Origin of the sequence: Actinoplanes sp. NPDC020271, from assembly GCF_044388125.1 — a bacterium.
Taxonomy (GTDB): domain Bacteria; phylum Actinomycetota; class Actinomycetes; order Mycobacteriales; family Micromonosporaceae; genus Actinoplanes.
This window is the reverse complement of the sequence record NZ_JBIRWQ010000002.1, coordinates 227709-248075: the sequence shown is the minus strand read 5'-3', so window position 1 is coordinate 248075 and position 20367 is coordinate 227709. Positions and strand designations below refer to the sequence as shown.

Sequence of the window (20367 nt, the reverse complement as noted above, 5' to 3'; positions counted from 1 at the left end):
GTCCCCGCGGGAGCGGCGGAGGGCGACCACGGCGCAGACCGGACATGAAGATCTTGAAGTTGATCTTCAGGGTCTCAGGACCCGGCGAACCGGGCGGCGTACCGGTCGCGCAGCTCCGGCCAGCCGTGGTTCATCGCGTCGCGGCCGCGGATCGCCCGCACCGCCTCCCCGGCGAGCAGACGTTGCAGCACGTCGGCGCAGAGGTGCCAGCCGGCGGCGACCATCGCGTCCAGGTCGCGGTCGGCGAGCGTGTGGCGCAGCGTCAGCCGGGTGCCGGTGCCGGACGGCTCCAGCTCCCAGCGCAGCAGGTCCTCGCCCCAGGTGTACTCCAGCAGACGCGGCGGCTCGGCGCGGTGCACGACGGCGGGCAGGGCGGTCCGCTCGTCGCCGTCGACCATGGTCAGCGTCGCGGGGCCGGTGTCCGATAGTGATCGGTCGGCCGAGAACGGGGCCCAGCGGTCGAGGCGGGCCGGGTCGACGAGGGCGAGCCACACCTCGGCGGGCGGCCGGGGCAGTTCGCGGATGAGGATCAGGGTCCAGCGGTCACCGTCGGCGACCACCTTCGCGTCGGCGAATGTCACGTTTCCTCCCCTTCCCGGAGATGCTTCTCGAGCGCGTCGAGATGGTGGTTCCACAATTTCCGGTACGGCCGCAGCCATGCCTCGAGCTCGCGGAACGGGCCCGGCTCCAGCCGGTAGATGCGCTGCTGGGCCTGCGCCCGGGCGGTGACGACGCCGGCCTCGCGCAGCACCCGCAGGTGCTTGGAGATCGCCGGCTGGCTCATGCCGAGCGCGCTGACCAGGTCGGACACGCTCGCCTCGCGGGTGAGGAGCGCGTCGACGATGCGCCGGCGGGCCGGTTCGGCGAGCACCTCGAGGACGTCCACCACCTCACCATGCCACTATGGTTATATAACCGTCAAGGCATGTGAGGGATCCGAAAACGCCCCACCGGAAATCCGATGGGGCGTTTTCGCAAAGCCATTCCGCCAGTGCCGGCGTCGAACTCCGCCTCCGAGTTCGTGCCGGGTCCAACCGAGGTTTCGCCGAATTCTCAGCGCTGCGACAGCGGGACGAAGTCGCGAACCGGGGCGCCGGTGTAGATCTGCCGCGGGCGACCGATCTTGTTGGCCGGGTCGTGCATCATCTCCCGGTACTGAGCGATCCAGCCGGGAAGACGACCGATCGCGAACAGCACCGTGAACATCTTCGTCGGGAAGCCCATGGCCTTGTAGATCAGGCCGGTGTAGAAGTCGACGTTCGGGTACAGCTTGCGGGAGACGAAGTAGTCGTCGTTGAGCGCGATCTCCTCGAGCTGGAACGCGATCTCGAGCAGCGGGTCCGGGTTGTCCAGGGTAGCCAGGACCTCCTGGGCGGCCTTCTTGACGATGGCGGCGCGCGGGTCGTAGTTCTTGTAGACCCGGTGGCCGAAGCCCATCAGCTTGACGCCCTTCTCCTTGTTCTTCACTCGCGTGACGAAGGAGTTGACGTCGCCGCCGTCCTTGCGGATCTGCTCGAGCATCTCGAGCACCGCCGCGTTGGCGCCACCGTGCAGCGGGCCGGAGAGCGCGTTGATGCCGGCCGAGACCGAGGCGAACAGGTTCGCCTGGGCCGAGCCGACCAGCCGCACGGACGACGTGGAGCAGTTCTGCTCGTGGTCGGCGTGCAGGATGAACAGCATGTCGAGGATCTTCGCGACCTTGGGGTCGACGTCGTAGTTGACGGTCGGCAGGCCGAACGTCAGACGCAGGAAGTTCTCGACGTAGTCGAGCGAGTTGTCCGGGTACGGCAGCGGGTGACCGATCGACTTCTTGTACGCGTAAGCCGCGATCGTCGGAAGTTTCGCCATCAGCCGGATCGCGGAGATGTCGACCTGCTCGTCGTCGAGCGGGTCGAGCGCGTCCTGGTAGAAGGTGGAGAGCGCGGTGACGGCCGAGGAGAGCACCGCCATCGGGTGCGCGTCGCGCGGGAAGCCCGAGAAGAACGTCCGCATCTCCTCCTGCAGGAGGGTGTGGACGCGGATCTTGTCGGCGAAGTCGCGCAGCTGGGCCTCGGTCGGCAGTTCGCCGTTCATCAGGAGGTACGAGACCTCCAGGAACGTCGACTTCTCGGCCAGCTGCTCGATCGGGTATCCGCGGTAGCGGAGAATGCCGGCGTCACCGTCGATGTAGGTGATCGCCGACGTGGTCGACGCGGTGTTGACGAAACCGACGTCGAGAGTGACGAAGCCGGTCTCCTTCAGCAGAGCACTGACGTCGATGCCGCCCGGCCCGTCGACGGCCTCGCGTACGCCCATCGACAATTGGCCACCGGGGTGGTCGAGCTTGACATCCGTCATGTATTTCCCTCACTTCACCGGCAGATGTCCCAAAGATTTTGCCGTTCACCGTAAACCCTCAACCTGAATGGGTCATCAGGTGGCCACCCGTTGAGGCATTGGTCACCAGTCCCTATGGACCGTTGCACCATAGATAATGATCGGTATATTGCGAGAACGTTACGGGGAGCGGAGGCCGAACCGATGCAGATCCCGAATCGGCCGCCCGTGGCGGTCGCGGTCAACGGGACCGCGGCCGGCCTGGCCGCCGTGCGCCTGGCCGCGCGGGAGGCGGTCTCCCGCGGCACCTCCCTGTCGGTCGTACACGCTTTCACCTGGGACGCGGCGGAAGCCCGGCAGGCCGCCTCACGCTTCGTCGACGAGGCGGTACGCACCGCCCAGCGTTCCACACCCGGCGTCGACGTGCAGGGGCAACTCGTGGATGGACCGGTCGCGAGCGTGCTGCGCCGGATGAGCCGGACCGCGGCGCTCCTGGTCGCCGGCGACCGTGACCTGACCGGATCCGACCTGCTCGAAGTGGTCACCCAGGCCTGGTGCCCGGTGCTGGTGGCCCGCGGCCCGCGCCCGCCGGCCGGCCGGGTGCTGGCCGCCGTGGACGGCTCCGGCCCGTCGGTGCTGGCCCTGCGGTTCGCGGCCGAGGCGGCCCGCCGGCAGGGCCGCCCGCTGGACGTGGCGATCGTGCTCGGCGCCGGCGGCGAGCACCGCGCCCGCCAGATCCTCGACGACGTGATCGGCGCGGTGCCGGGGCTGCCGCCGCTGCGTCGCCGGCTGCTGACCGGCACCCCGGCCGAGGCCCTGGTCCGGGCGTCCCGGCGGGCCACGGTGATCGCGCTGGGCCCGCGCGGGGCCGGGGGCGCGGCGCGATTCGGTTCGGTGGCGTACGAGTTGTTGCGGCACGGCGGATGTCCGACCGTTTTTGCACACGGTCGCCGGGAACCGGCGGGACAAAAAGGCGCGGCAAGGCAAAGAGTCGAAACCCGGCCACTCAACCTGCCCCCGTTGCTACGGTGAGCAAAAGCTAAGTCTTAGGGCAAAACGGGAGGAATGGCCGGTGCCCTCCGTGCTCCCGCCCGCCATCGCCCGCCGCCAATGGCAGATCATGACCGCCATCGGGGTCGTCGCGACCGCGATCTACACGGCCTGGTCGTCGTCGCCCCTGGCGTCGATCAGCCTGGTCGTGCTCGGTGTGATCACCGTGGTGGCGTGCTTCCTCGGGCCGCGCCGCTGGGGCGCCGAGCCCCCGGCCGCATGGCTGATGATGGCCCTGGCCGCCCTGCTCTTCCTGATCGGCCTGCTGATCCGGCCGGTCGTCACCGACCTCGCGATGCCGTTGCCGCTGCTCGCCGACGTAACGACGTTCAGCGGCTACCTGCTGCTCGGCGCGTTCCTCTTCATGCTCCTGCGGGCGCGGCGCAGCCTGGAACGCCACGCGGTGCTGGACGGGCTGATCGTCTGCGTGGCCGCCGGGCTGGCCAGCACGCTGCTGCTCGCCGTCCCGGCCGCGGCGATCGCCGGGCGGCCCGCGCTGCTCTCCATCATCCAGGGGACCTACCCCCTGTTCGACGTGGTGCTCGCCCTGCTGGTGATCAACCTGGCCTTCACCACCAAGACGTGGCCGGTCAGCATGATCGGGCTGCTGGTCATGATGGTCGGGCTGTTCATCGGCGACACCGCGTACGCGGTCGTCGGCGTCAGTGGCCGGATCTACGCGTCCCCGCTGCTCAACATCCCGTACGTGCCGGCCTACACCGCGATCGGGGTGGCCGCCCTGCACCCGTCGGTGGTGGAGATGAGCCGCGCCGACCGGCTGCCCGTGCAGGCCTGGTCCTGGCAGCGCCTCGCGGTGCTGGTGCCGGCCCTGATGCTGCCGTTCGCGCTGCTGCTGACCACCGGCACGAGCGCGGCCTCGCACCGCCTGCTGATCGCGGTCGCCGGCGCCCTGATGGTGGTGCTGCTGCTGTTCCGGGCGATCTCGGCGGTGCAGGCGCAGGTCGCCGCGCAGCTGCACTCCGAGCACCAGGCCACCCACGATCCGCTGACGTCGCTGCCGAACCGGCAGTCGATCTCCACCGCGATCGAGCGGCTGGTCACCTCGGTCGACTCGCACGGGCCGGAACGGGTCTGGGTCTACATGCTCGACCTGGACGGCTTCAAGTGGGTCAACGACTCCTGGGGTCACGACACCGGCGACCAGCTGGTGATCGAGGTCGGCCGGCGACTGCGGGCCCAGGTGCCGGAGACCGTGCCGGTGGCCCGGGTCGGCGGCGACGAGTTCCTGCTGGCCTTCGTCGGCGACAAGGCCGGGGCGCTGCGCCTGGTCGACGACATCCGCGGCTGTTTCGCCCGGCCGCTGCCGGTCCGCGACACCGAGGTGGTGATCAGCGCGTCGATCGGCATCGCGCACGCCGGCGGCGACCCGGCCCGCTCCGCGGTGACCGCCGAGGCGCTGATGCGCGACGCGGACACGGCGATGTACCGCGCCAAGAGCGAGGGGCCGGGCCGGTCCACCGTCTTCGACACCTCGATGCACGAGCAGGTCCGCGAACGGATCGAACTGGAGGTGGCGCTGCGCCAGGCGCTCGCCGACAACCAGCTGTACGTGGCCTACCAGCCGATCGTGCGCCTGGAGACCGGGATGCCGGTGGGGGCCGAGGCGCTGGTCCGCTGGGAGCACCCGGAGCGCGGCTCGATCCCGCCGATGCTGTTCATCCCGATCGCCGAGGACTCCGGGCTGATCTCCGAGATCGGGACCTTCGTGCGTACGGAGGCCCTGCGCCAGCTGGGGGTGTGGCGCTCGCAGGGCGTGGTGTCGGAGAGCTTCTACCTGTCGGTCAACGTCTCGCCGCGTCAGCTCAGCGAGCCGGAACTGCCCCTGGTGATCTCCGGTGAGCTGTTCCGGTTCGGCGTCCCGGCCCAGTGCGTGGCCCTGGAGATGACCGAGTCGGTGATGGTCGACGGCTCCAGCGTCACCGCCCGGGTCCTGCACGAGCTGCGCCAGTTGGGCGCCAAGCTGCTGGTCGACGACTTCGGCACGGGCTTCTCGGCGCTCGGCTACCTGCGCCAGTTCCCGGTCACCGGGGTGAAGATCGACCGCTCGTTCGTGACCGGGCTCGGCAAGAACGACCAGGACGACGAGATCGTACGGGCGGTCGTCGCCATGAGCCACGCCCTCGGCCTGAGCGTGATCGCCGAGGGTGTCGAGACGCCGTTGCAGCGCGAGGCGCTCTACCACGTCGGGGTGGTCAACGGGCAGGGCTGGCTGTGGGGCAAGGCGGTCCCGGCGCAGGAGTTCGCCGAGCGCTGGCATTTGACCGCGGCGCTCCCGGAGGTCCCGCTGCCGGTCACCGCGATCACCAGCTCGGGCCGCCACCGCCGCCGTGACGAGTAAGCGCATTGCGCCCGCCGGCGTCGAGTGGCCCGTCGGGTCGTCGAACTCCACCTGGTGCGGCACGTGCCGGTTCACCGCGAGGACGGCCGGCCCGGCGAACGCGTCGCGGTGGCAACCCCGGGGCCCGGTGCAGCAGGTCGTCCGGCAGCACCGGCATGACGTCCACTCACATCGCGCGCCGCTGTCGCGTCGTATCCGGCTTTCCCGACAAACCTCTCAGCCCTCTGGTGCCGTGCGGGCGGGTCCGGCATTATTCGCTCACAGATCTACCGGGGGGTGATCTCCATCACCTGAGGAGGTGGCGCATGTCGGCACTCATCGGCGCCGAGGGTCGCGCGCTCTGGCTCGCCGCCCTGCTGCTCGCCCTCGCCGCCGGACTCGCCGCGGCACTGATCGCCGCCTCCCGCGGCGGGCTCCCGCCGCGCCGATAATGGGCTGATGCGCTTCGCCACCTGGAACGTCAACTCCGTCAAGGCCCGGCTCCCCCGCCTGCTCGACTGGCTGGCGACCACCGCCCCCGACGTGCTGCTGCTGCAGGAGACCAAGGTGGGCGAGGACGCGTTCCCGTCCGCGGAGGTGGCCGAGCTGGGGTACGAGACCGCGGCGTACGGGCAAGGTCGCTGGAACGGCGTCGCGATCCTCTCCCGAGTCGGGATCTCCGAGGTCCGCCGCGGTTTCCCCGGCGAGCCGGGCTTCCCCGAGCCGGAGGCGCGCGCGATCACCGCGGTCTGCGACAAGATCAAGTTCATTTCCGTGTACGTCCCCAACGGCCGGACCCCGGACGACCCGCACTACACCTACAAGCTGGAGTGGCTGCGCACCCTGCGCCTGACGCTCGCCGCCGACCTCGCCACCGGTCCCCTGGTCGTCGCCGGCGACTTCAACGTGGCCCCCACCGACGCCGACGTCTGGGATCCCGCCGTCTTCGCCGGATCGACCCACGTCACCCCGCCCGAGCGGGAGGCGATCGCCGCGCTGCGCGACCTCGGGCTCACCGACGTGCCCGCCCGGGCCATGAAGGGCGACCATCCGTTCACCTATTGGGATTACCGCGCGGGCATGTTCCACCAGAACAAAGGCATGCGGATCGACCACGTCTACACCAGTGCCGAGCTGGCCGCCGCGGTGACGGATGCCGTGGTGGACCGGGAGGCCCGCAAGGGCAAGGGCCCCTCCGACCACGCCCCGGTCGTCGTCGATCTGCAACGCTGAACGACACCGCCCGGGCAGGCGCACGAGCCGGTTCACCGATGGACCCCGTAGGCTGGGGAGCGGCTCTGCACGACTCGGCGGGGAGACGGGAGGGACGATGGCATCGCGTGTGCCCGGCGCCGTGGTCACGCCGCTCCTGCTGGAGGCCGCCTTCGCGGTCGCCACCGAGGCCGTGCTGCTCTGCTCCGCCGCCGACCAGACGATCCTGCTGGCCAACCCGGCGGCCCTCGACGTGCTCCCGGGCCTGCGGCCGGGAGATCAACTGCACGCGGTCCCGTTGCCCGAGCTGGCCGCGGCCGCGACCGGCGGCGCCGATTCCTTCCGCTCAGAGCATCAGGGCCGATTTCTGTACGGGTTGCGCCGCCCCCTCGACGACGACCACTACGCGTGGTTCCTCCGGGATCACACCGACGAGCACGAGCGGACAGCGGCCCTGGAGGCCGAGCGGGCCCGCGCCGCATTCCTCGCCGACGCCGGCCGCCGGCTCTCCGCCTCGCTGCACCTGCGTCGCGTGCGCCGCACCACCGTGCAGCTCGCCGCCGAGCACCTGGCCGACGCCGCCGTGATCATCCTCCCGCCGGACAAACGGCAGAGCGGCTGGACCAGAGCGCTGCCCGGCCACACGATCGAGGAGGGTTCGCTCGGGGAGCACCGGCTCGCCGAGGTGCCCGGCCTGCGCGAGGTGATCGACGGCTTCCCGCCCATCCCGAGCCGCTGGCTCGACGCGGCGCAGGCCCCCGACTGGCTCTTCCCGGCCGCGTTCGGCCCGATCGGCGCGCTGCTGGTGACCCCGCTGCCGGGCAACGCCGAGCCGGCCGGCGCGCTGATCCTGGCCAAGACCGGCGAGCGCGCCACCTTCTCCTCGGAGGACGAGGCGCTCGCCCGGGTCTTCGCCGGCCGGGCCGGTGCCGCCCTCGCCGCCGCCACCCTCTACCAGGAGCAGGTCGACACCGCCGCGGTCCTGCAGGCCGACCTGCTGCCACCCGACCTGCCCGAGACCGACGGCTTCGAGCTGGCCGGGTCCTACCAGGCGGCCCGCGAGACCATGCAGATCGGCGGCGACTTCTACGAGGTCTTCGGCCCGTCCGAGGCCAGCCCGGACACGGTCGTCGCGCTCGGTGACGTGTGCGGCACCGGGCCCGAGGCGGCCGTGATGACCGGCAAGGTGCGCCAGACGCTGCGGGCGTTGCGGCTGGTCAAGGCCGGTCCCGAGACGATGCTGCGAGTGCTGAACCAGGCACTGACCGAGTCCGGCCGGCGCCAGCGGTTCGTCACCCTGGTGATCGGCTCGGTCACCCGGGCCGAGCACGGGCGCGTCCGGCTCGAACTGGCCAGCGGCGGCCACCCGCCGCCCCTGGTGCTGCGCGCCGACGGCACGGTCGAGGAGGTGCCGGCCAGCGGGACGCTGATCGGCGTCATGCCGCGCACGACGGTGCGGCCCGCCACCGTCGCGCTCGCGCCCGGTGAGCTGTGCCTGCTCTACAGCGACGGGCTGACCGAGGCCCGGGGCGGCCCGGCCGGCGCCGAGCAGTTCGGCGAGACCCGGCTGCGGCGGGCACTCGCCGAGTGCGCGGGGCTGCCCGGCGCGGTCACCCTCGAACGCCTGCGCCAGCTCGTCTCCGACTGGGTGCACGGCGGCACCAGCGACGACATCGCCATGCTGGCCATCCGCGCGCAGACCCGGCCCCCGCTCAGCCTGCGGGGCGGCGGGGCGCGGAACCAGTCGCCGTATCTGATCACCGCCCGGACCGGCGATCGAAGGGTCCGTCCGCGCGCATGATGGGTATATCTGCGGCATGATCACGTCGGCTCCGACCCGTTCCGTGCACGACCCCGACCTCGCCGAGCACTACCTGCACCTGGTCGGGGACGGTGACGAGCAGGGCGCCTGCGAGCTGGCGCTGTCGCTGCTCGACGAGGGCGTCCCCGCGCAGCAGATCATGGTCGACCTGATCGGCGGCACCCAGGGTCGCGTCGGCGAACTGTGGGCGACCAACCAGTGGTCGGTCGCCCGGGAACACGCCGCCACCGCCGTCAACGAACGCGTCCTCGCCGCCGTCGCCGGTCAGCTGCGCACCCTGCCCCGCCGCGGCCGCATCACGCTGGCCTGCGTCGACGGCGAATGGCACGGCCTGCCCGCCCGCATCCTCGCCGAGCTGCTCCGGATGGACGGCTGGCGGGTCGACTTCCTCGGCGCCAGCGTCCCCGGCCCACACCTGATCACCCACCTGCACCAGACCGGGCCGGACGCGGTCGCGCTCAGCTGCATGATCCCGACCCGGCTCCCCCGCGCCCACGCCGCCATCACCGCCTGCCGCGCCGCCGGCATCCCGGTGATCGCCGGTGGCCGCGGCTTCGGCCCCGGCAGCCGCTACGCCGAACTTCTCGGCGCCGACGCCTGGGCCGCCACCGCCGAGGAAGCCGTCACCCGCCTCGCGTCGGCCTGGCCCCCACCACCGGCCCCGGAGTTCCCGGCCCACCCCGCGGACGTCCTCGGCGACGAGGAGTACACCCACCTGGTCCGCTCCCGCCCCCAGCTGATCGAGACCGCGATGCGGCGGCTGGCCGAGACGGTCCCGGCCGTCCGGGACTACGACGAGCAGCAACTCGAGGCGACGATGGAGGACTTCGGCCACATCGCCGACTTCCTGGCCGCGTCCCTCTACGTCGGCGAGCCGCAGATCTTCCTGGACTTCACCGCCTGGACCGCCGGCGTCCTCACCTCGCGCGAGGTTCCGGTGTCAGCGCTGCAGGCGGGCCTGCGCCTGGTCCGCGACCAGCTCATCGACTTCCCCAACGCCACTGCCACGCTCACCCGGGCCCTGACCGCCCTCTGACCCGCCACCACCGGCAGCCACACCCCCGGCCGCGCCTCCGCGCCTCCGGGTCGCACTTCCACTGCGCCCGGCGCCCCCTCACCCGCGGAAAGCGCCCGGAAAGAGCCGGCCGGCCCCCAGCGGCACCAGCGTCAAGAGGACGACCCCCCGACAACCAGCCGATGGGCACCGGCCGGCCTTCGGAGCCGCTTCCGGCGACGCGAAACACCCCCGGGCGCCAAGCCGGCCGGCTGTCGCAGATGCCTCGGCGTCGCGAAGAAGCCCTGACGACCCGCCGGGAGCGAGCGCGAGCTGCGACCGGGGGCCGTCGACGAGGGCGCTGACGCGCGCAGAGTCAGAGCGACTGGACGAGTCGGCCGGGGTGGGGCGGGGTGAAGGCGCGCTGCGTCCACCGCGGGCGGGCACGCTGCGGGCCGCAGGGGGAGAGACGCGCTACGAGCCGCAAGGGAAGGCGCACCGCGGGGCACGGGGTGAGCGCGCTGCGGGCCGCAGAGGGAAGGCGCGCTGCGGGGCACGGAGTGGCCCGCAGCGCGCGGACGGTCAGCTGCGGCGGAAGGCGTAGGTGCGGCTGGACTGGGCTGCGGCGGCTCGGCCGGAGCGGGTGCGGCCGGAGCTTCGGCGGGCGTCCTGGCGAGTGTCGCGGGCGTCCTGGTGGGCGCCGTGGTGGCCGGTGTCGGTGGCGCCGGGCTGGGCCGGGCCGGCGTCCGTGCTGGACGGGCGGGCCAGGGCCGCCGCGATGTTCCGGCGGGCCAGGTCGTCGAGGTTCGGGTGGATCGAGAATTCGGGCATGCCGCTACCTCCTGGAGGTGTTCGTTTCCGGGGCCCGGTTCGGGGACGGGCGGGGTAGCCGGTGAACGGAGGCGCCGAGCGTCGAGCGACCGTGCCTGGGTCGGCGGAGACTGTCCGCACCCGGCGCGGGACTCGATCGGCGGATCGAAGACCGGCGCGGTAGGCACACCCGATCGGCCGGCGGAACAGACCGGAGCCCGGCGGAACACGCCGAAGGCGGCGGAACAGACCGGAGCCCGGCGGCGCGGCGGATCCTGAACCGGAAATCCCGGAACCTCGGAGAGCCCGGAAACCCGGAGTCCGAAGGCATCGGCGGATCGGCGGCGTCGCGGCACCGGGCGCGGAACGGCCGGTGACGTCAGCGGGCGACAGGGGGGTGTGCCTGGGTGCGGGTCACAGCATGCGGACAACCTATGCCCGCGCTCGCACGGGACGCCAGCGAATTAATCGCGGGGCTCACGGCGTACTGGGCAGATCGAAGCGGGCCGGCGGGGAAGCCGGCCCGCAGCGGGGAAGCGGAGCTCAGCCGACCTGGATGTAGACGTCGTCGAGCTGGCCGTGGTACATGTCGCTGGAGGCGCCGAAGTTCGGGCCGCCGATGCGCAGCGGCATCGTGTTGTCGACCGAGAGGGTGGCCGGGACGGTGGCCGGTTTGCCGGCGACGCCGTCGACGGAGACGCCGAGCGTGGTCGCCGTGCGCTCGCAGACGATCTTGTGCCAGTTGCCGTCGGCGATCGGCTTGGACGACGTCGCGGCGTAGGTCTGCGTCGTCCCCTTGCCGGTCATGGCGCACTGCGCGCGTCCGGTCTTGCCGGTGAGCTGCAGTTTCCAGACGCTGTCGGCGCCGGCCAGGCCCTTCTGCATGATGTTCGCCTTGCCCTTCATCTGGGCGGCGGTGACGCGCACGCTGGCGGCCCAGCGGAAGTTGCGGACGCCCGGGTTGAGGTCCGGGGAGTTCGGCGCTTCGAGGATCGCGCGGGCGCAGGGCGTGGTGCCGGCGCACGGAACGGGGAACGCGGCGTAGCGGCCGGCACCCTCGGTGTTGATCGCGACGGTGCCGTTGTCGGCGCCGCGGACGGTCAGGCTGGACCCCTTGCCGGAGAGGTCGGAGATCTTTCCGGCGGTCGCGCCGCCGTCGAAGTTGTAGCGCGCCACCAGGACCGGCGGCGCGGCCTCCCGCGGGAAGGCGGGCGCGGCGGCCGCGGGGGCGGCCATCGCCGGGACTGTCAGGAGAGCCAGTGCAGAGAGTTTGAGCATCCTCATGCCCCAAAGATGCCCGATCATGCCCATTTGCGGCGGATTCGACCCGCCGATGTAGATCGTACGGGTCAGAGAAGTCCGGCCGACTCCGCGACCAGGCAGACCGCGACCAGGCGCAGCAGCGGCCACCCGGCGTTCGCCCAGCCCGCGACGGTGGTCGGCGCGGCGCCCGGCGACGGCAGCGGGCGGCGCATCCGGACCGAGCCGGCGACGATGCTGCGCGCGTACGCGGCGAGCCCCTCGGCGTCGATCGTCCGGCCGGCGCCGAGCAGCGCCTCCCGGACGGCGGCCGCGTGCTGGTCGACCAGCGCGAGCAGCCCGGGCGCGGCGAACGCGGCGGTGAGCCCGTCCACGCCGACGCGGGCCATCATCTCGTCGAGGTAGGTGTCGGCGGAAACGGCGGCGGTGGCGGCGAAGGCGATGCTCTCGTTCGTCATGCGGAGAAACCTAAACGGCGCCGCCGGGCCACGACAGGGGTGTGACCCAACGGCACCGAAGGCGCACCGACCAGCAACCGTCCTAGAGCGGCAGGGCGTCCATGGCCTTGAATATGCGCTTGTCAGAAACGGGGTAGGCGGTCCCGAGGGTCTGCGCGAAGAAGTTCACCCGCAGCTCCTCGATCATCCAGCGGATCTCGCGCAACCCGTCCTCGGCCGGGCCGCCGCGCGGCGCCTCGGCCTTCAGCTCGCGGTACTCCGTCTCGATCTCGTGGATCTGGGTGGTGAGCTGCCGGTCGCGCCCGACGCCGCCGCCGAGCCGGTCCAGCCGGTACGAGACGGCCCGCAGATACCGAGGCAGGTGGTGCAGCTGCTTCCACCCCGTCTCGGTCACGAACCCCGGGTAGACCAGGCCCTTGAGCTGCACCCGGATGTCGGAGAGCGACGCCAGCAGCATCGGGTCCTTGTACGCCCGCAGCCGCTGGTCCACCTCGTACGCCGTGGCGAGCACCGCCTGCACCTGCGTGACCACGTTGGCGACCGCGTCGACCAGGTCCTCCCGCACGGTGTCGCGCAGCGAGGCGAACTCGACCGACGACCAGACCGGTCCCCCGGCGTCGGCGACGAGCCGGTCCACGGCCGCGCCCGCGCAGTCGTCGAGCAGGTCGGCGATCGACCGGTACGGGTTGGCCCGCGACAACTCCAGCTTCGCGCGGTTGTCCAGGCGTCCCTGCAGGAACCGGGCGGCCGGCGGCAGCGTGAGCAGCAGCAGGCGGCGGGTGCCGGCCCGCATGGCGATGCGCTGCTCGGGCTCGGTCTCGAACACCTTGACGCCGACGCTCGTGCCCTCGTCGACCAGGGCGGGCCAGACGTTCACGTCGTACCCACCGCGGTTCTGCACGACCCGGTGCGGGATCGCGCCGAAGTCGTTGGTGGTGATGCCGGTCCGTTCCAGGGCACCGGCCGCGCGGGAGATGGTGGCCTGTACCTTCGGCGCGAGCTGGCGGCGCAGCACCTCCAGGTCGCGGCCCTCGCCGACCACCTCGCCGGCCTCGTTGACGATCCGGAAGTTCATCCGCAGGTGCTCGGGGACCTGGTCGGGCCGCCAGGTGTCGCGCGGCACGATCGTGCCGGTGAGTCGCCGCAGCTCGTCGCCGACCGCGTCGGGCAGCGCGCCGCGCCGCGCCGGGATCCGGGCGAGGACCGCCTCGGCCCAGTCCGGCACCGGGACGAAGCTGGTGCGCAGCGCCTTGGGCAGCGCGCGGATCAGCGCGATCACCACGTCCTTGCGGAAGCCGGGGACCGACCAGCCGAAGTCGTCGGCGTCGACCTTGTTGATCAGGTCGAGCGGGATCCGGACGGTGACGCCGTCGGCGTGCGACGTGGGTTCGAACTCGTAGATCAGCGGCAGCTTCACGCCGGCCGCCAGCCAGGCGTCCGGGAAGGCGTTCGGGTCGACGGTGTCCCGGCCCGCGTTGACGAGATCCTCACGGGTGAAATGCAGCAGTTCCGGATTCGCCCGGCCGGCTTTCTTCCACCAGCCGTCAAAATGGCGGGACGAGATGACGTCGGCCGGTATTCGCGCGTCGTAGAGCGCGTAAACCGTCTCGTCGTCGACCGCGATGTCCCGGCGCCGGGCGCGATTCTCGATCTCGGTGATCTGTTTCAGCAGCCGCCGGTTGGCGTCGAAGAACTTGTGGTGCGTCTCCCAGTCGCCCTCGACCAGCGCGTGCCGGATGAACAGTTCGCGGGAGACGACCGGGTCGACCCGCCCGTACTGAATGCGGCGCCGCGGGACGATCGGCAGGCCGTAGAGCGTGACCTTCTCGAAGGCCATCACCGCGCCCATCTTCCGGTCCCAGTGCGGCTCGCTGTAGGAGCTCTTGACCAGGTGCGGGGCGAGTTTCTCGGCCCATTCCGGCTCGATCCGCGCGTTCACCCGGGCCCAGAGCCGGCTGGTCTCGACGAGCTCGGCCGACATCATCCACTTCGGCTGCCGCTTGAAGAGCACCGAGCCGGGGAAGACCGCGAACTTGGCGCCGCGGGCCCCGAGATACTCCCGTTTCTCCGGATCCTTGAAGCCGATGTGGCTGAGCAGACCCGCGAGCAATGCGGTGTGCACGGGTTGCGGCGCGACTCCTGCTTCCCAATCCTCTTTCACGGACAGATCGAGCGTACGGGCGACGGACCGCAACTGCGTGTAGATGTCCTGCCATTCCCGCACCCGCAGGTAGTTCAGGAATTCGGACCGGCAGAGCCGGCGGAACTGGTTCCCGGACAGTTCCTGCTGCTTCTCCCGCAGATACCGCCACAGGTTCAGGTACGTGAAGAAGTCCGATTCCTTGTCGACGAACCGGGAGTGCTTCTCGTCGGCCTGCTGCTGTTTCTCGGCGGGACGCTCGCGCGGGTCCTGGATCGACAGGGCGGCCGCGATCACCATCACCTCGGCGACGCACTCCTGCTTGTCGGCCTCGATGACCATGCGGGCCAGGCGCGGGTCGACCGGCAGCTGGGCGAGCTGGCGGCCCATCGGGGTGAGCTTGCCGCCGCCGAGCGCGCCGAGCTCCTCGAGCAGTTTGACGCCGTCGGTGATGTTGCGCTTGTCCGGCGGGTCGATGAACGGGAACTTCGGCAGGTCCCCCAGCCCGAGGTTGGTCATCTGGAGGATGACCGAGGCGAGGTTGGTCCGCAGGATCTCCGGCTCGGTGAACTCGGGGCGGCCCTCGAAGTCCTCCTCGGAGTAGAGGCGGATGCAGATGCCGTCCGAGGTTCGCCCGCAGCGGCCCTTGCGCTGGTTCGCGCTGGCCTGCGAGACCGGCTCGATCGGCAGGCGCTGCACCTTGAGCCGGTGCGAGTACCGGCTGATCCGGGCGGTGCCGGGGTCGATCACGTAGCGGATGCCGGGCACGGTCAGCGAGGTCTCGGCGACGTTGGTCGCGAGCACGATCCGCCGGCCGGTGTGCCGTTCGAAGACCTTGTGCTGCTCGGCGGCACTGAGCCGGCCGTAGAGCGGGACCACCTCGGTGTTGCGCAGGTTCTTCTTGGTCAGCGCGTCGGCGGTGTCCCGGATGTCCCGCTCACCGGAGAGGAAGACCAGGATGTCGCCGTCGATCGGCAGCTCGTCGACGGCGGCCGAGATGCCCTCGGTCTGGTCGATCGGCTCCTCGCGGACCTCGTCATCGTCGATCACGGTGGTGGTCACCAGCGGGCGGTAGCGGACCTCCACCGGATACGTCCGGCCGGACACCTCGATCACCGGCGCGGGCTTGCCGGCCGCGTCGGCGAAGTGCTCGGCGAAGCGCTGCGTCTCGATCGTCGCCGACGTGATGATCAGCTTGAGGTCGGGCCGCCTGGGCAGCAGGTCCCGCAGGTAACCGAGGATGAAGTCGATGTTGAGGCTGCGCTCGTGGGCCTCGTCGATGATCAGCGTGTCGTAGCGCCGCAGCATCCGGTCGGTCTGGATCTCGGCGAGCAGGATGCCGTCGGTCATCACCTTGACCAGCGTGTCGTCGCCGACCTGATCGGTGAAGCGGACCTTGTAACCGACCGTGGAACCGAGCGGCCGGTCCAGCTCCTCGGCGATGCGCTCGGCGACCGTGCGCGCCGCGATCCGCCGCGGCTGGGTGTGCCCGATCTGGCCGCGGATGCCGCGGCCCAGCTCCAGGCAGATCTTCGGGATCTGGGTGGTCTTGCCCGACCCGGTCTCGCCGGCCACGACCACGACCTGATGGTCGCGGATCGCGGCGGCGATGTCGTCCTTGCGGGCGCTGACCGGCAGGGCCTGCGGGTACGTGATGGGCGGCACGGCGGCGGCCCGGCTCTCCCGGCGCAGCTCGGCCGCCTCGACCTCAGAGGTGATCTCGGCGAGGGCGGTGGCTTTCGCACCGTCGTCGCGGATCCGTCTGGTGCCTTCGAGGCGGCGGCCGAGCCGGTGTTCGTCACGGGGAAGGAGCTGGGAGATCCGGCTGCGGAGCTCGGCAGAAGGCGATGTCGACATGGCGCCGACAAGGATAGGCGGATCCGGACGGAAACGCCTGGTGATTAACGACGCCCTCGGCTACGGCGTCTGCGGGTTCTCCGCCAGGTACTGGTCGACGGTGTCGTTCTTCACCGCGGCGAACAGTTCGGCCGCCGCCTCGGTGTCGAGCTGGACCGCGGCGCCGGCCGGGGTCCTCAGGTCCGCCGAGGTGTACGGGACCGTCGCGTACCCGATGCTGCCCGGCCGGATGTCGCGGACGGCGAAGACCAGGTCGCGCAGGTCGAGATTCTGGTCGACGGTCAGCGAGTCGGCCGCGATGCCGAGCAGCGTGTCCAGTTCCAGCGGCTTGTAGAGCAGGTTCTTCTCGGCCACCTTCTTCGTGACGGCCTGGACGACGAGCTGCTGGTTCTTGATCCGGCCGAAGTCGCCGCCGGGCACGTTGTAGCGCTGCCGCATGAACTCCTCGGCGAGGTCGCCGTTCATGTCGTGGCAGCCCTGCTTCCACTCCCGGTCGGAGAAGGTGGACTTCACGTCGTACGGGATGCAGACGTTCACCCCGTCGACGGCGTCGACCAGGTCACGGATGCCGGCGAAGTTCGCGATCATGGCGCCGTCCAGCGGGATGCCGGTCAACCGCTTCACCGTCGTGGCGGTGAGCGCGGCTCCTCCGTACGCGAAAGCGGCGTTGATCTTGTTCTTTCCGCCCTTCCACGTGCCACCGGCGGGAACGTCGACGTAGCTGTCGCGCGGGATCGAGATGATCGTCGCCTTGTCCCGGCTGCGCGCGATGTGCACCAGCATGATGGTGTCCGAGCGCTCACCGATCGGGCTGGACTCCCCCGGCTCGGCCGCCCGCGAGTCGGAGCCGAGCAGCAGCAGGTTCAGCGGGCCGGACTCCCAGTTCTCCTTGGACCGGGCGGCTTCCGCCGGTTCGGCCGAGGGCAGCAGCGACACCCGGTCCACCTTGTCGGTGTACCGGTTGACCAGGTAGTAGCCGCCACCGGCCACACCGGACGAGACGATCAGGACCAGCGCCCCCAGCATGATCAGGGCCTTCTGCCAGCCGGACCGGCGCGTGAACCACCCACGGCGCTCCGGCTCGGCGACGTCCTGACGATCTTCTTCCATCCGGCCCACTGTGCCGAATGGTCAAGATGGACAGATCATCCGAACGGTCCGACCCCGTGTCCTCAGGACGGTTGAATCGATATTCCGGATGACGGGATACGAATAACCGAATCGAGGTCGAGGGTGATCGTTGTCGCAGAGGACCACGACGACATCCGGTACGTGCTCAAACGTTCCCTGGAACGCGCCGGGCACCGGGTGGTGGTGGCCGCCGACGGGGCGAGCGCCCTGGCCGCGATCCGGGAGCATCGGCCGGATCTGGTCGTCACGGACGTCGACATGCCCCAGATGACCGGCCTCGACCTGTGCCGGGCGATCCGGGCCGACGAGGATCTGCGACACATCCCGATCCTGGTGGCGAGCGGATCGCTGATGCCGGGCGACTCGCAGGCCAGTGAGGCGGGCGCGTCGGCCACGCTGCTCAAGCCGTTCGTCCCGGCCCAACTCCTGGACCTGGTCGCAGCCCTGCTCCCGCAGAACACTCCGGACAGGACTTAACCCGGCCCCGAGCGCATTTCGCCCGTCGATGCCGGGAGCACCGGAGAACGACAAGCGAAGCGCAGTCGTTCTCCGGCGCTCCCGGCATCGACCTCAAGGGGCGAAATGCCCGCCGAGCGAAGCGAGGCCATCAGACCCAGCCATCAGACTTTGTGCTGGTGGTCGGGCACGGGAGCACGCAGGCGCGCGGCCGCCGGGTCGTGGGCCGACGGCTCGGCGGCCGGCAACGCCGACAGCCCGGGCAGGCGACTGTCCATGATCGCGGCGCGTTCGGCCAGCGCCCGTTCCAGCGCGGCCCGCACCTGCGCGTCGTCCTCCTCCACCGGTTCGGTCGGAATGTGTTTCATCTCGGTCTCCTCAATGCCGGCCGCGGCCGGCAGGGTGAAGTGGAAGCAGGTGCCCCCACCGGGGTTGTCCTCGACGCCGATCTCGCCACCGTGCCGTTCCACCACGCGACGGCAGATGGCCAGGCCCAGCCCGGTGCCGGCGTAACCGGCCGAGCCCGGCGCCCGGTGGAACGAGTCGAAGACCCGGGTCTTGTCCCCGTCCGGGATGCCGATGCCGGCGTCCGCCACCCGGATCCGCACCCAGCCGGGCGTGGCCTCGACTGCGGTGACGTCGGCGCGCGGCACGGCGCCCGGGCGCACGTACTTGACGGCATTGCCGATCAGGTTGTCCAGCACGTGCCGGAGCATCGCCGGGTCGGCACGGACCGCGGGCAGCGGGCCGACCGTCCAGACCGGCTCGGGCCCGCCGGTGCTGCGCAGGCTCGCCGCCCGTTCCTGGAGTACCTCGCCGACCAGCGGTTCCAGCGGCAGGTCGGCGAGGTGCAGCGGGGCGTCGCGGGCGGTGCTGTAGGCCAGCAGCGTCTCGATCAGGGCGTCCATCCGGTCGACCGCGCGCACGATCCGGTGCAGCGACGTGCGCACCTCGACCGCGTCGTCCGGGTCGTCCAGAGCCAGCTCGCAGTGCCCGCGCACGATCGCGAGGGGGGACTTCAGGTCGTGCGCGACCACGCCCGCGAAGATCGCCAGGTCCTTCTCGTACTGCCGCAGTTCGGTGATGTCCCGGAAGACCGCGACCGCCCCGCGCAGTCCGGCGCTCGGGTCCAGCGGTCGCGCGTCGACGCCGAGCAGCACCCCGTCGGGCCGGCCGGCGTTGCGGATCAGCACCTCGCCGGTGACCTCCGGCTCGCCGCGCATGGCCCGGATCAGCGGCATCTCGTCGACCGCCATCGGCGTCACGCCGTCCGCCCGGTACGCGCCGTAGTGCTCCTGCCAGGCCTGCGGGTCGTCGCTCGACTCGGTCACACCCATCAGTCGTTGCGCGGCCGGGTTCTCCAGCAGGACCCGGCCGCTGTGGTCGACGACGCTGACCCCGTCCCCGATCGTCGTCATGATGGCGCTGAGCAACGCGGCCTGCTTGCGGCTCTCCTCCTCGGCGGCGCGCAGTTCCGCGGTCGCCTCGTCGACCCGCGTCCGGGCCCGGGTGCGCCCGGTGGCCAGCGCGAAGACGAGCCAGGCGACCACGCCGGTGAGGGTCAGCCCGCCGACCAGGACGGTGACCGGCAGGTGGCCGCCGGCGCCCGGGAGCCGGCTCGAGTCGGCCCGCAGGCGCAGTTCCCAGACGTGGTCGGCGATCGGGATCGTCGCCGACCGGCTCAGGTCCGGCCTGCCGGGCACGCTCAGCTCGGCGATCCCGGCGCGGCTGCCGTCGCTGTTGATCGCGACCAGGCTGCCGTCGAGCTGACCCTGGCTGACGGTCGACAGCACGCCGGTGAGGAAGTCGCCACCGCGCAGGCCGAGGACGACCCAGCCGTGGAAGACCGGATCGCTGGCGCGGGTCCGGACCGGGGCGGCGAAGACGAACGACTGCTGACGCTCGCCCGCCGGCCGGTCCCGGTCGCGGAGCAGCACGTACGTGTCGGAGACGGTGCTGCCACCGGTCTGCCGCGCGGTCTGCAGCGCATCGGCCGGCTGGGCCGCCGAGCTCAGGTCGGCGCCGGCCGACCCGGCCGGGGTGTCCTGGTCGTTGAGCATGCGGGTGAAGACCGGGAAGTAGTGCTCGTTCGTGCCCGGGTCCGGGCGCAGGGTCAGCCCGTTCGCGCCGGCCGCGCGCCAGCGTTCCTGCGCGGCCGGGACGTCGGCCGTGCCGACCGGGACGACGTAGGCGACCGCGACGACCCCGAGCAGGCCGGCCGAGGTCAGCGGGAAGGTGGCCTGGTCGAAGTCGTCCCAGGTGATCTCGTCGTCGGTGGCGAGCCCGGAGGCGACGGTCTCCAGCAGGGTGCGGTAGCGGTCGGTCTCCGCCCGGACCGCGGCGACCGCCATCCGGTCGCGCTGGTCCATCACCCGGCGGGTGTTCTCGCGCTGAGCGGCGCGCAGCCCGGCCACGGTGAGCAGCGTGGCCAGCAGACCGCACAGCACCACGGCCGTGGCCAGTGCCGGGCCGGTGTACCGGGCGTCCCTCCTCTTCACCATATGCAGCGTAAGCCGCAAAACG

The 20367-nt window shown here is 71.4% G+C and carries 16 protein-coding genes; 7 read left to right on the top strand and 9 right to left on the bottom strand.

Annotated features, from left to right (window positions below; all coding sequences use genetic code 11):
• Positions 1–74: 74 nt before the first annotated feature.
• The 3 genes from ACH442_RS04845 to ACH442_RS04835 all read right to left on the bottom strand — a co-directional run bounded on the left by ACH442_RS04845 (position 75) and on the right by ACH442_RS04835 (position 2337).
• A complete protein-coding gene (locus ACH442_RS04845; RefSeq protein ID WP_396121240.1) occupies positions 75–581 on the bottom strand; it encodes an SRPBCC family protein in 507 nt (168 codons plus the stop codon).
• Positions 578–886 carry an ArsR/SmtB family transcription factor gene (locus tag ACH442_RS04840; protein WP_396121239.1) on the bottom strand — a complete coding sequence of 103 codons (309 nt, stop codon included), beginning with the start codon at positions 884–886 and terminating at the stop codon, positions 578–580. The genes ACH442_RS04845 and ACH442_RS04840 overlap by 4 nt, the downstream gene beginning before the upstream one ends.
• A gap of 167 nt (positions 887–1053) precedes the next feature.
• Entirely contained in the window at positions 1054–2337 is a 1284-nt protein-coding gene (locus ACH442_RS04835) for a citrate synthase (RefSeq protein WP_396121238.1), read from the bottom strand.
• A 183-nt stretch (positions 2338–2520) separates the two neighbouring features.
• Between ACH442_RS04835 and ACH442_RS04830 the strand changes: the two genes are divergently transcribed.
• The 6 genes from ACH442_RS04830 (at position 2521) to ACH442_RS04805 (ending at position 9774) form a co-directional block, all read left to right on the top strand.
• The gene (locus ACH442_RS04830) at positions 2521–3348 is read left to right on the top strand and encodes a universal stress protein (protein WP_396121237.1); all 828 of its coding nucleotides are present in this window, start codon (positions 2521–2523) and stop codon (positions 3346–3348) included.
• Between the two features lie 40 nt (positions 3349–3388).
• Positions 3389–5725, top strand: coding sequence for a putative bifunctional diguanylate cyclase/phosphodiesterase (locus ACH442_RS04825; protein ID WP_396121236.1), 2337 nt, complete (start codon positions 3389–3391; stop codon positions 5723–5725).
• A 305-nt stretch (positions 5726–6030) separates the two neighbouring features.
• Complete coding sequence (locus tag ACH442_RS04820) at positions 6031–6156, top strand: hypothetical protein (RefSeq protein ID WP_396121235.1); 126 nt, start codon at positions 6031–6033, stop codon at positions 6154–6156.
• A gap of 7 nt (positions 6157–6163) precedes the next feature.
• Complete coding sequence (locus ACH442_RS04815) at positions 6164–6937, top strand: exodeoxyribonuclease III (RefSeq protein WP_396121234.1); 774 nt, start codon at positions 6164–6166, stop codon at positions 6935–6937.
• A 97-nt stretch (positions 6938–7034) separates the two neighbouring features.
• Entirely contained in the window at positions 7035–8717 is a 1683-nt protein-coding gene (locus ACH442_RS04810) for a PP2C family protein-serine/threonine phosphatase (protein WP_396121233.1), read from the top strand.
• Between the two features lie 16 nt (positions 8718–8733).
• Positions 8734–9774 carry a B12-binding domain-containing protein gene (locus ACH442_RS04805; protein WP_396121232.1) on the top strand — a complete coding sequence of 347 codons (1041 nt, stop codon included), beginning with the start codon at positions 8734–8736 and terminating at the stop codon, positions 9772–9774.
• A gap of 540 nt (positions 9775–10314) precedes the next feature.
• On the opposite strand, the gene ACH442_RS04800 is transcribed toward ACH442_RS04805, so the two are convergent.
• The 5 genes from ACH442_RS04800 to ACH442_RS04780 all read right to left on the bottom strand — a co-directional run bounded on the left by ACH442_RS04800 (position 10315) and on the right by ACH442_RS04780 (position 17367).
• On the bottom strand, positions 10315–10563 hold the full coding sequence (locus ACH442_RS04800) for a hypothetical protein (RefSeq protein WP_396121231.1): 249 nt from the start codon (positions 10561–10563) through the stop codon (positions 10315–10317).
• Positions 10564–11085: 522 nt separating this feature from the next.
• Complete coding sequence (locus ACH442_RS04795) at positions 11086–11826, bottom strand: LamG-like jellyroll fold domain-containing protein (protein WP_396121230.1); 741 nt, start codon at positions 11824–11826, stop codon at positions 11086–11088.
• A gap of 65 nt (positions 11827–11891) precedes the next feature.
• On the bottom strand, positions 11892–12260 hold the full coding sequence (locus tag ACH442_RS04790; protein ID WP_396121229.1) for a DUF6401 family natural product biosynthesis protein: 369 nt from the start codon (positions 12258–12260) through the stop codon (positions 11892–11894).
• Positions 12261–12342: 82 nt separating this feature from the next.
• The gene (hrpA, locus tag ACH442_RS04785) at positions 12343–16257 is read right to left on the bottom strand and encodes an ATP-dependent RNA helicase HrpA (RefSeq protein ID WP_396121228.1); all 3915 of its coding nucleotides are present in this window, start codon (positions 16255–16257) and stop codon (positions 12343–12345) included.
• Positions 16258–16317: 60 nt separating this feature from the next.
• Positions 16318–17367, bottom strand: a complete 1050-nt coding sequence (locus tag ACH442_RS04780) for an LCP family protein (RefSeq protein WP_396121227.1) — start codon at positions 17365–17367, stop codon at positions 16318–16320.
• A 123-nt stretch (positions 17368–17490) separates the two neighbouring features.
• Between ACH442_RS04780 and ACH442_RS04775 the strand changes: the two genes are divergently transcribed.
• Positions 17491–17865 (top strand): response regulator, encoded by a 375-nt coding sequence (locus ACH442_RS04775; protein WP_396121226.1) that lies wholly within the window; start codon positions 17491–17493, stop codon positions 17863–17865.
• Between the two features lie 143 nt (positions 17866–18008).
• Here ACH442_RS04775 and ACH442_RS04770 read toward each other — a convergent pair whose 3' ends face one another.
• Positions 18009–20345: an ATP-binding protein gene (locus tag ACH442_RS04770; protein WP_396121225.1), complete on the bottom strand. Its 2337-nt coding sequence runs from the start codon at positions 20343–20345 to the stop codon at positions 18009–18011.
• Between the last annotated feature and the right edge of the window lie 22 nt (positions 20346–20367).

Bases quoted from the DNA above. Each gene is read 5' to 3' on its own strand.
- ACH442_RS04835 (WP_396121238.1), bottom strand. From the start codon at position 2,337: ATGACGGATGTCAAGCTCGACCACCCCGGTGGCCAATTGTCGATGGGC.
- ACH442_RS04830 (WP_396121237.1), top strand. From the start codon at position 2,521: ATGCAGATCCCGAATCGGCCGCCCGTGGCGGTCGCGGTCAACGGGACC.
- ACH442_RS04820 (WP_396121235.1), top strand. From the start codon at position 6,031: ATGTCGGCACTCATCGGCGCCGAGGGTCGCGCGCTCTGGCTCGCCGCC.
- ACH442_RS04815 (WP_396121234.1), top strand. From the start codon at position 6,164: ATGCGCTTCGCCACCTGGAACGTCAACTCCGTCAAGGCCCGGCTCCCC.
- ACH442_RS04810 (WP_396121233.1), top strand. From the start codon at position 7,035: ATGGCATCGCGTGTGCCCGGCGCCGTGGTCACGCCGCTCCTGCTGGAG.
- ACH442_RS04805 (WP_396121232.1), top strand. From the start codon at position 8,734: ATGATCACGTCGGCTCCGACCCGTTCCGTGCACGACCCCGACCTCGCC.
- ACH442_RS04800 (WP_396121231.1), bottom strand. From the start codon at position 10,563: ATGCCCGAATTCTCGATCCACCCGAACCTCGACGACCTGGCCCGCCGG.
- ACH442_RS04795 (WP_396121230.1), bottom strand. From the start codon at position 11,826: ATGAGGATGCTCAAACTCTCTGCACTGGCTCTCCTGACAGTCCCGGCG.
- ACH442_RS04790 (WP_396121229.1), bottom strand. From the start codon at position 12,260: ATGACGAACGAGAGCATCGCCTTCGCCGCCACCGCCGCCGTTTCCGCC.
- hrpA (WP_396121228.1), bottom strand. From the start codon at position 16,257: ATGTCGACATCGCCTTCTGCCGAGCTCCGCAGCCGGATCTCCCAGCTC.
- ACH442_RS04780 (WP_396121227.1), bottom strand. From the start codon at position 17,367: ATGGAAGAAGATCGTCAGGACGTCGCCGAGCCGGAGCGCCGTGGGTGG.
- ACH442_RS04770 (WP_396121225.1), bottom strand. From the start codon at position 20,345: ATGGTGAAGAGGAGGGACGCCCGGTACACCGGCCCGGCACTGGCCACG.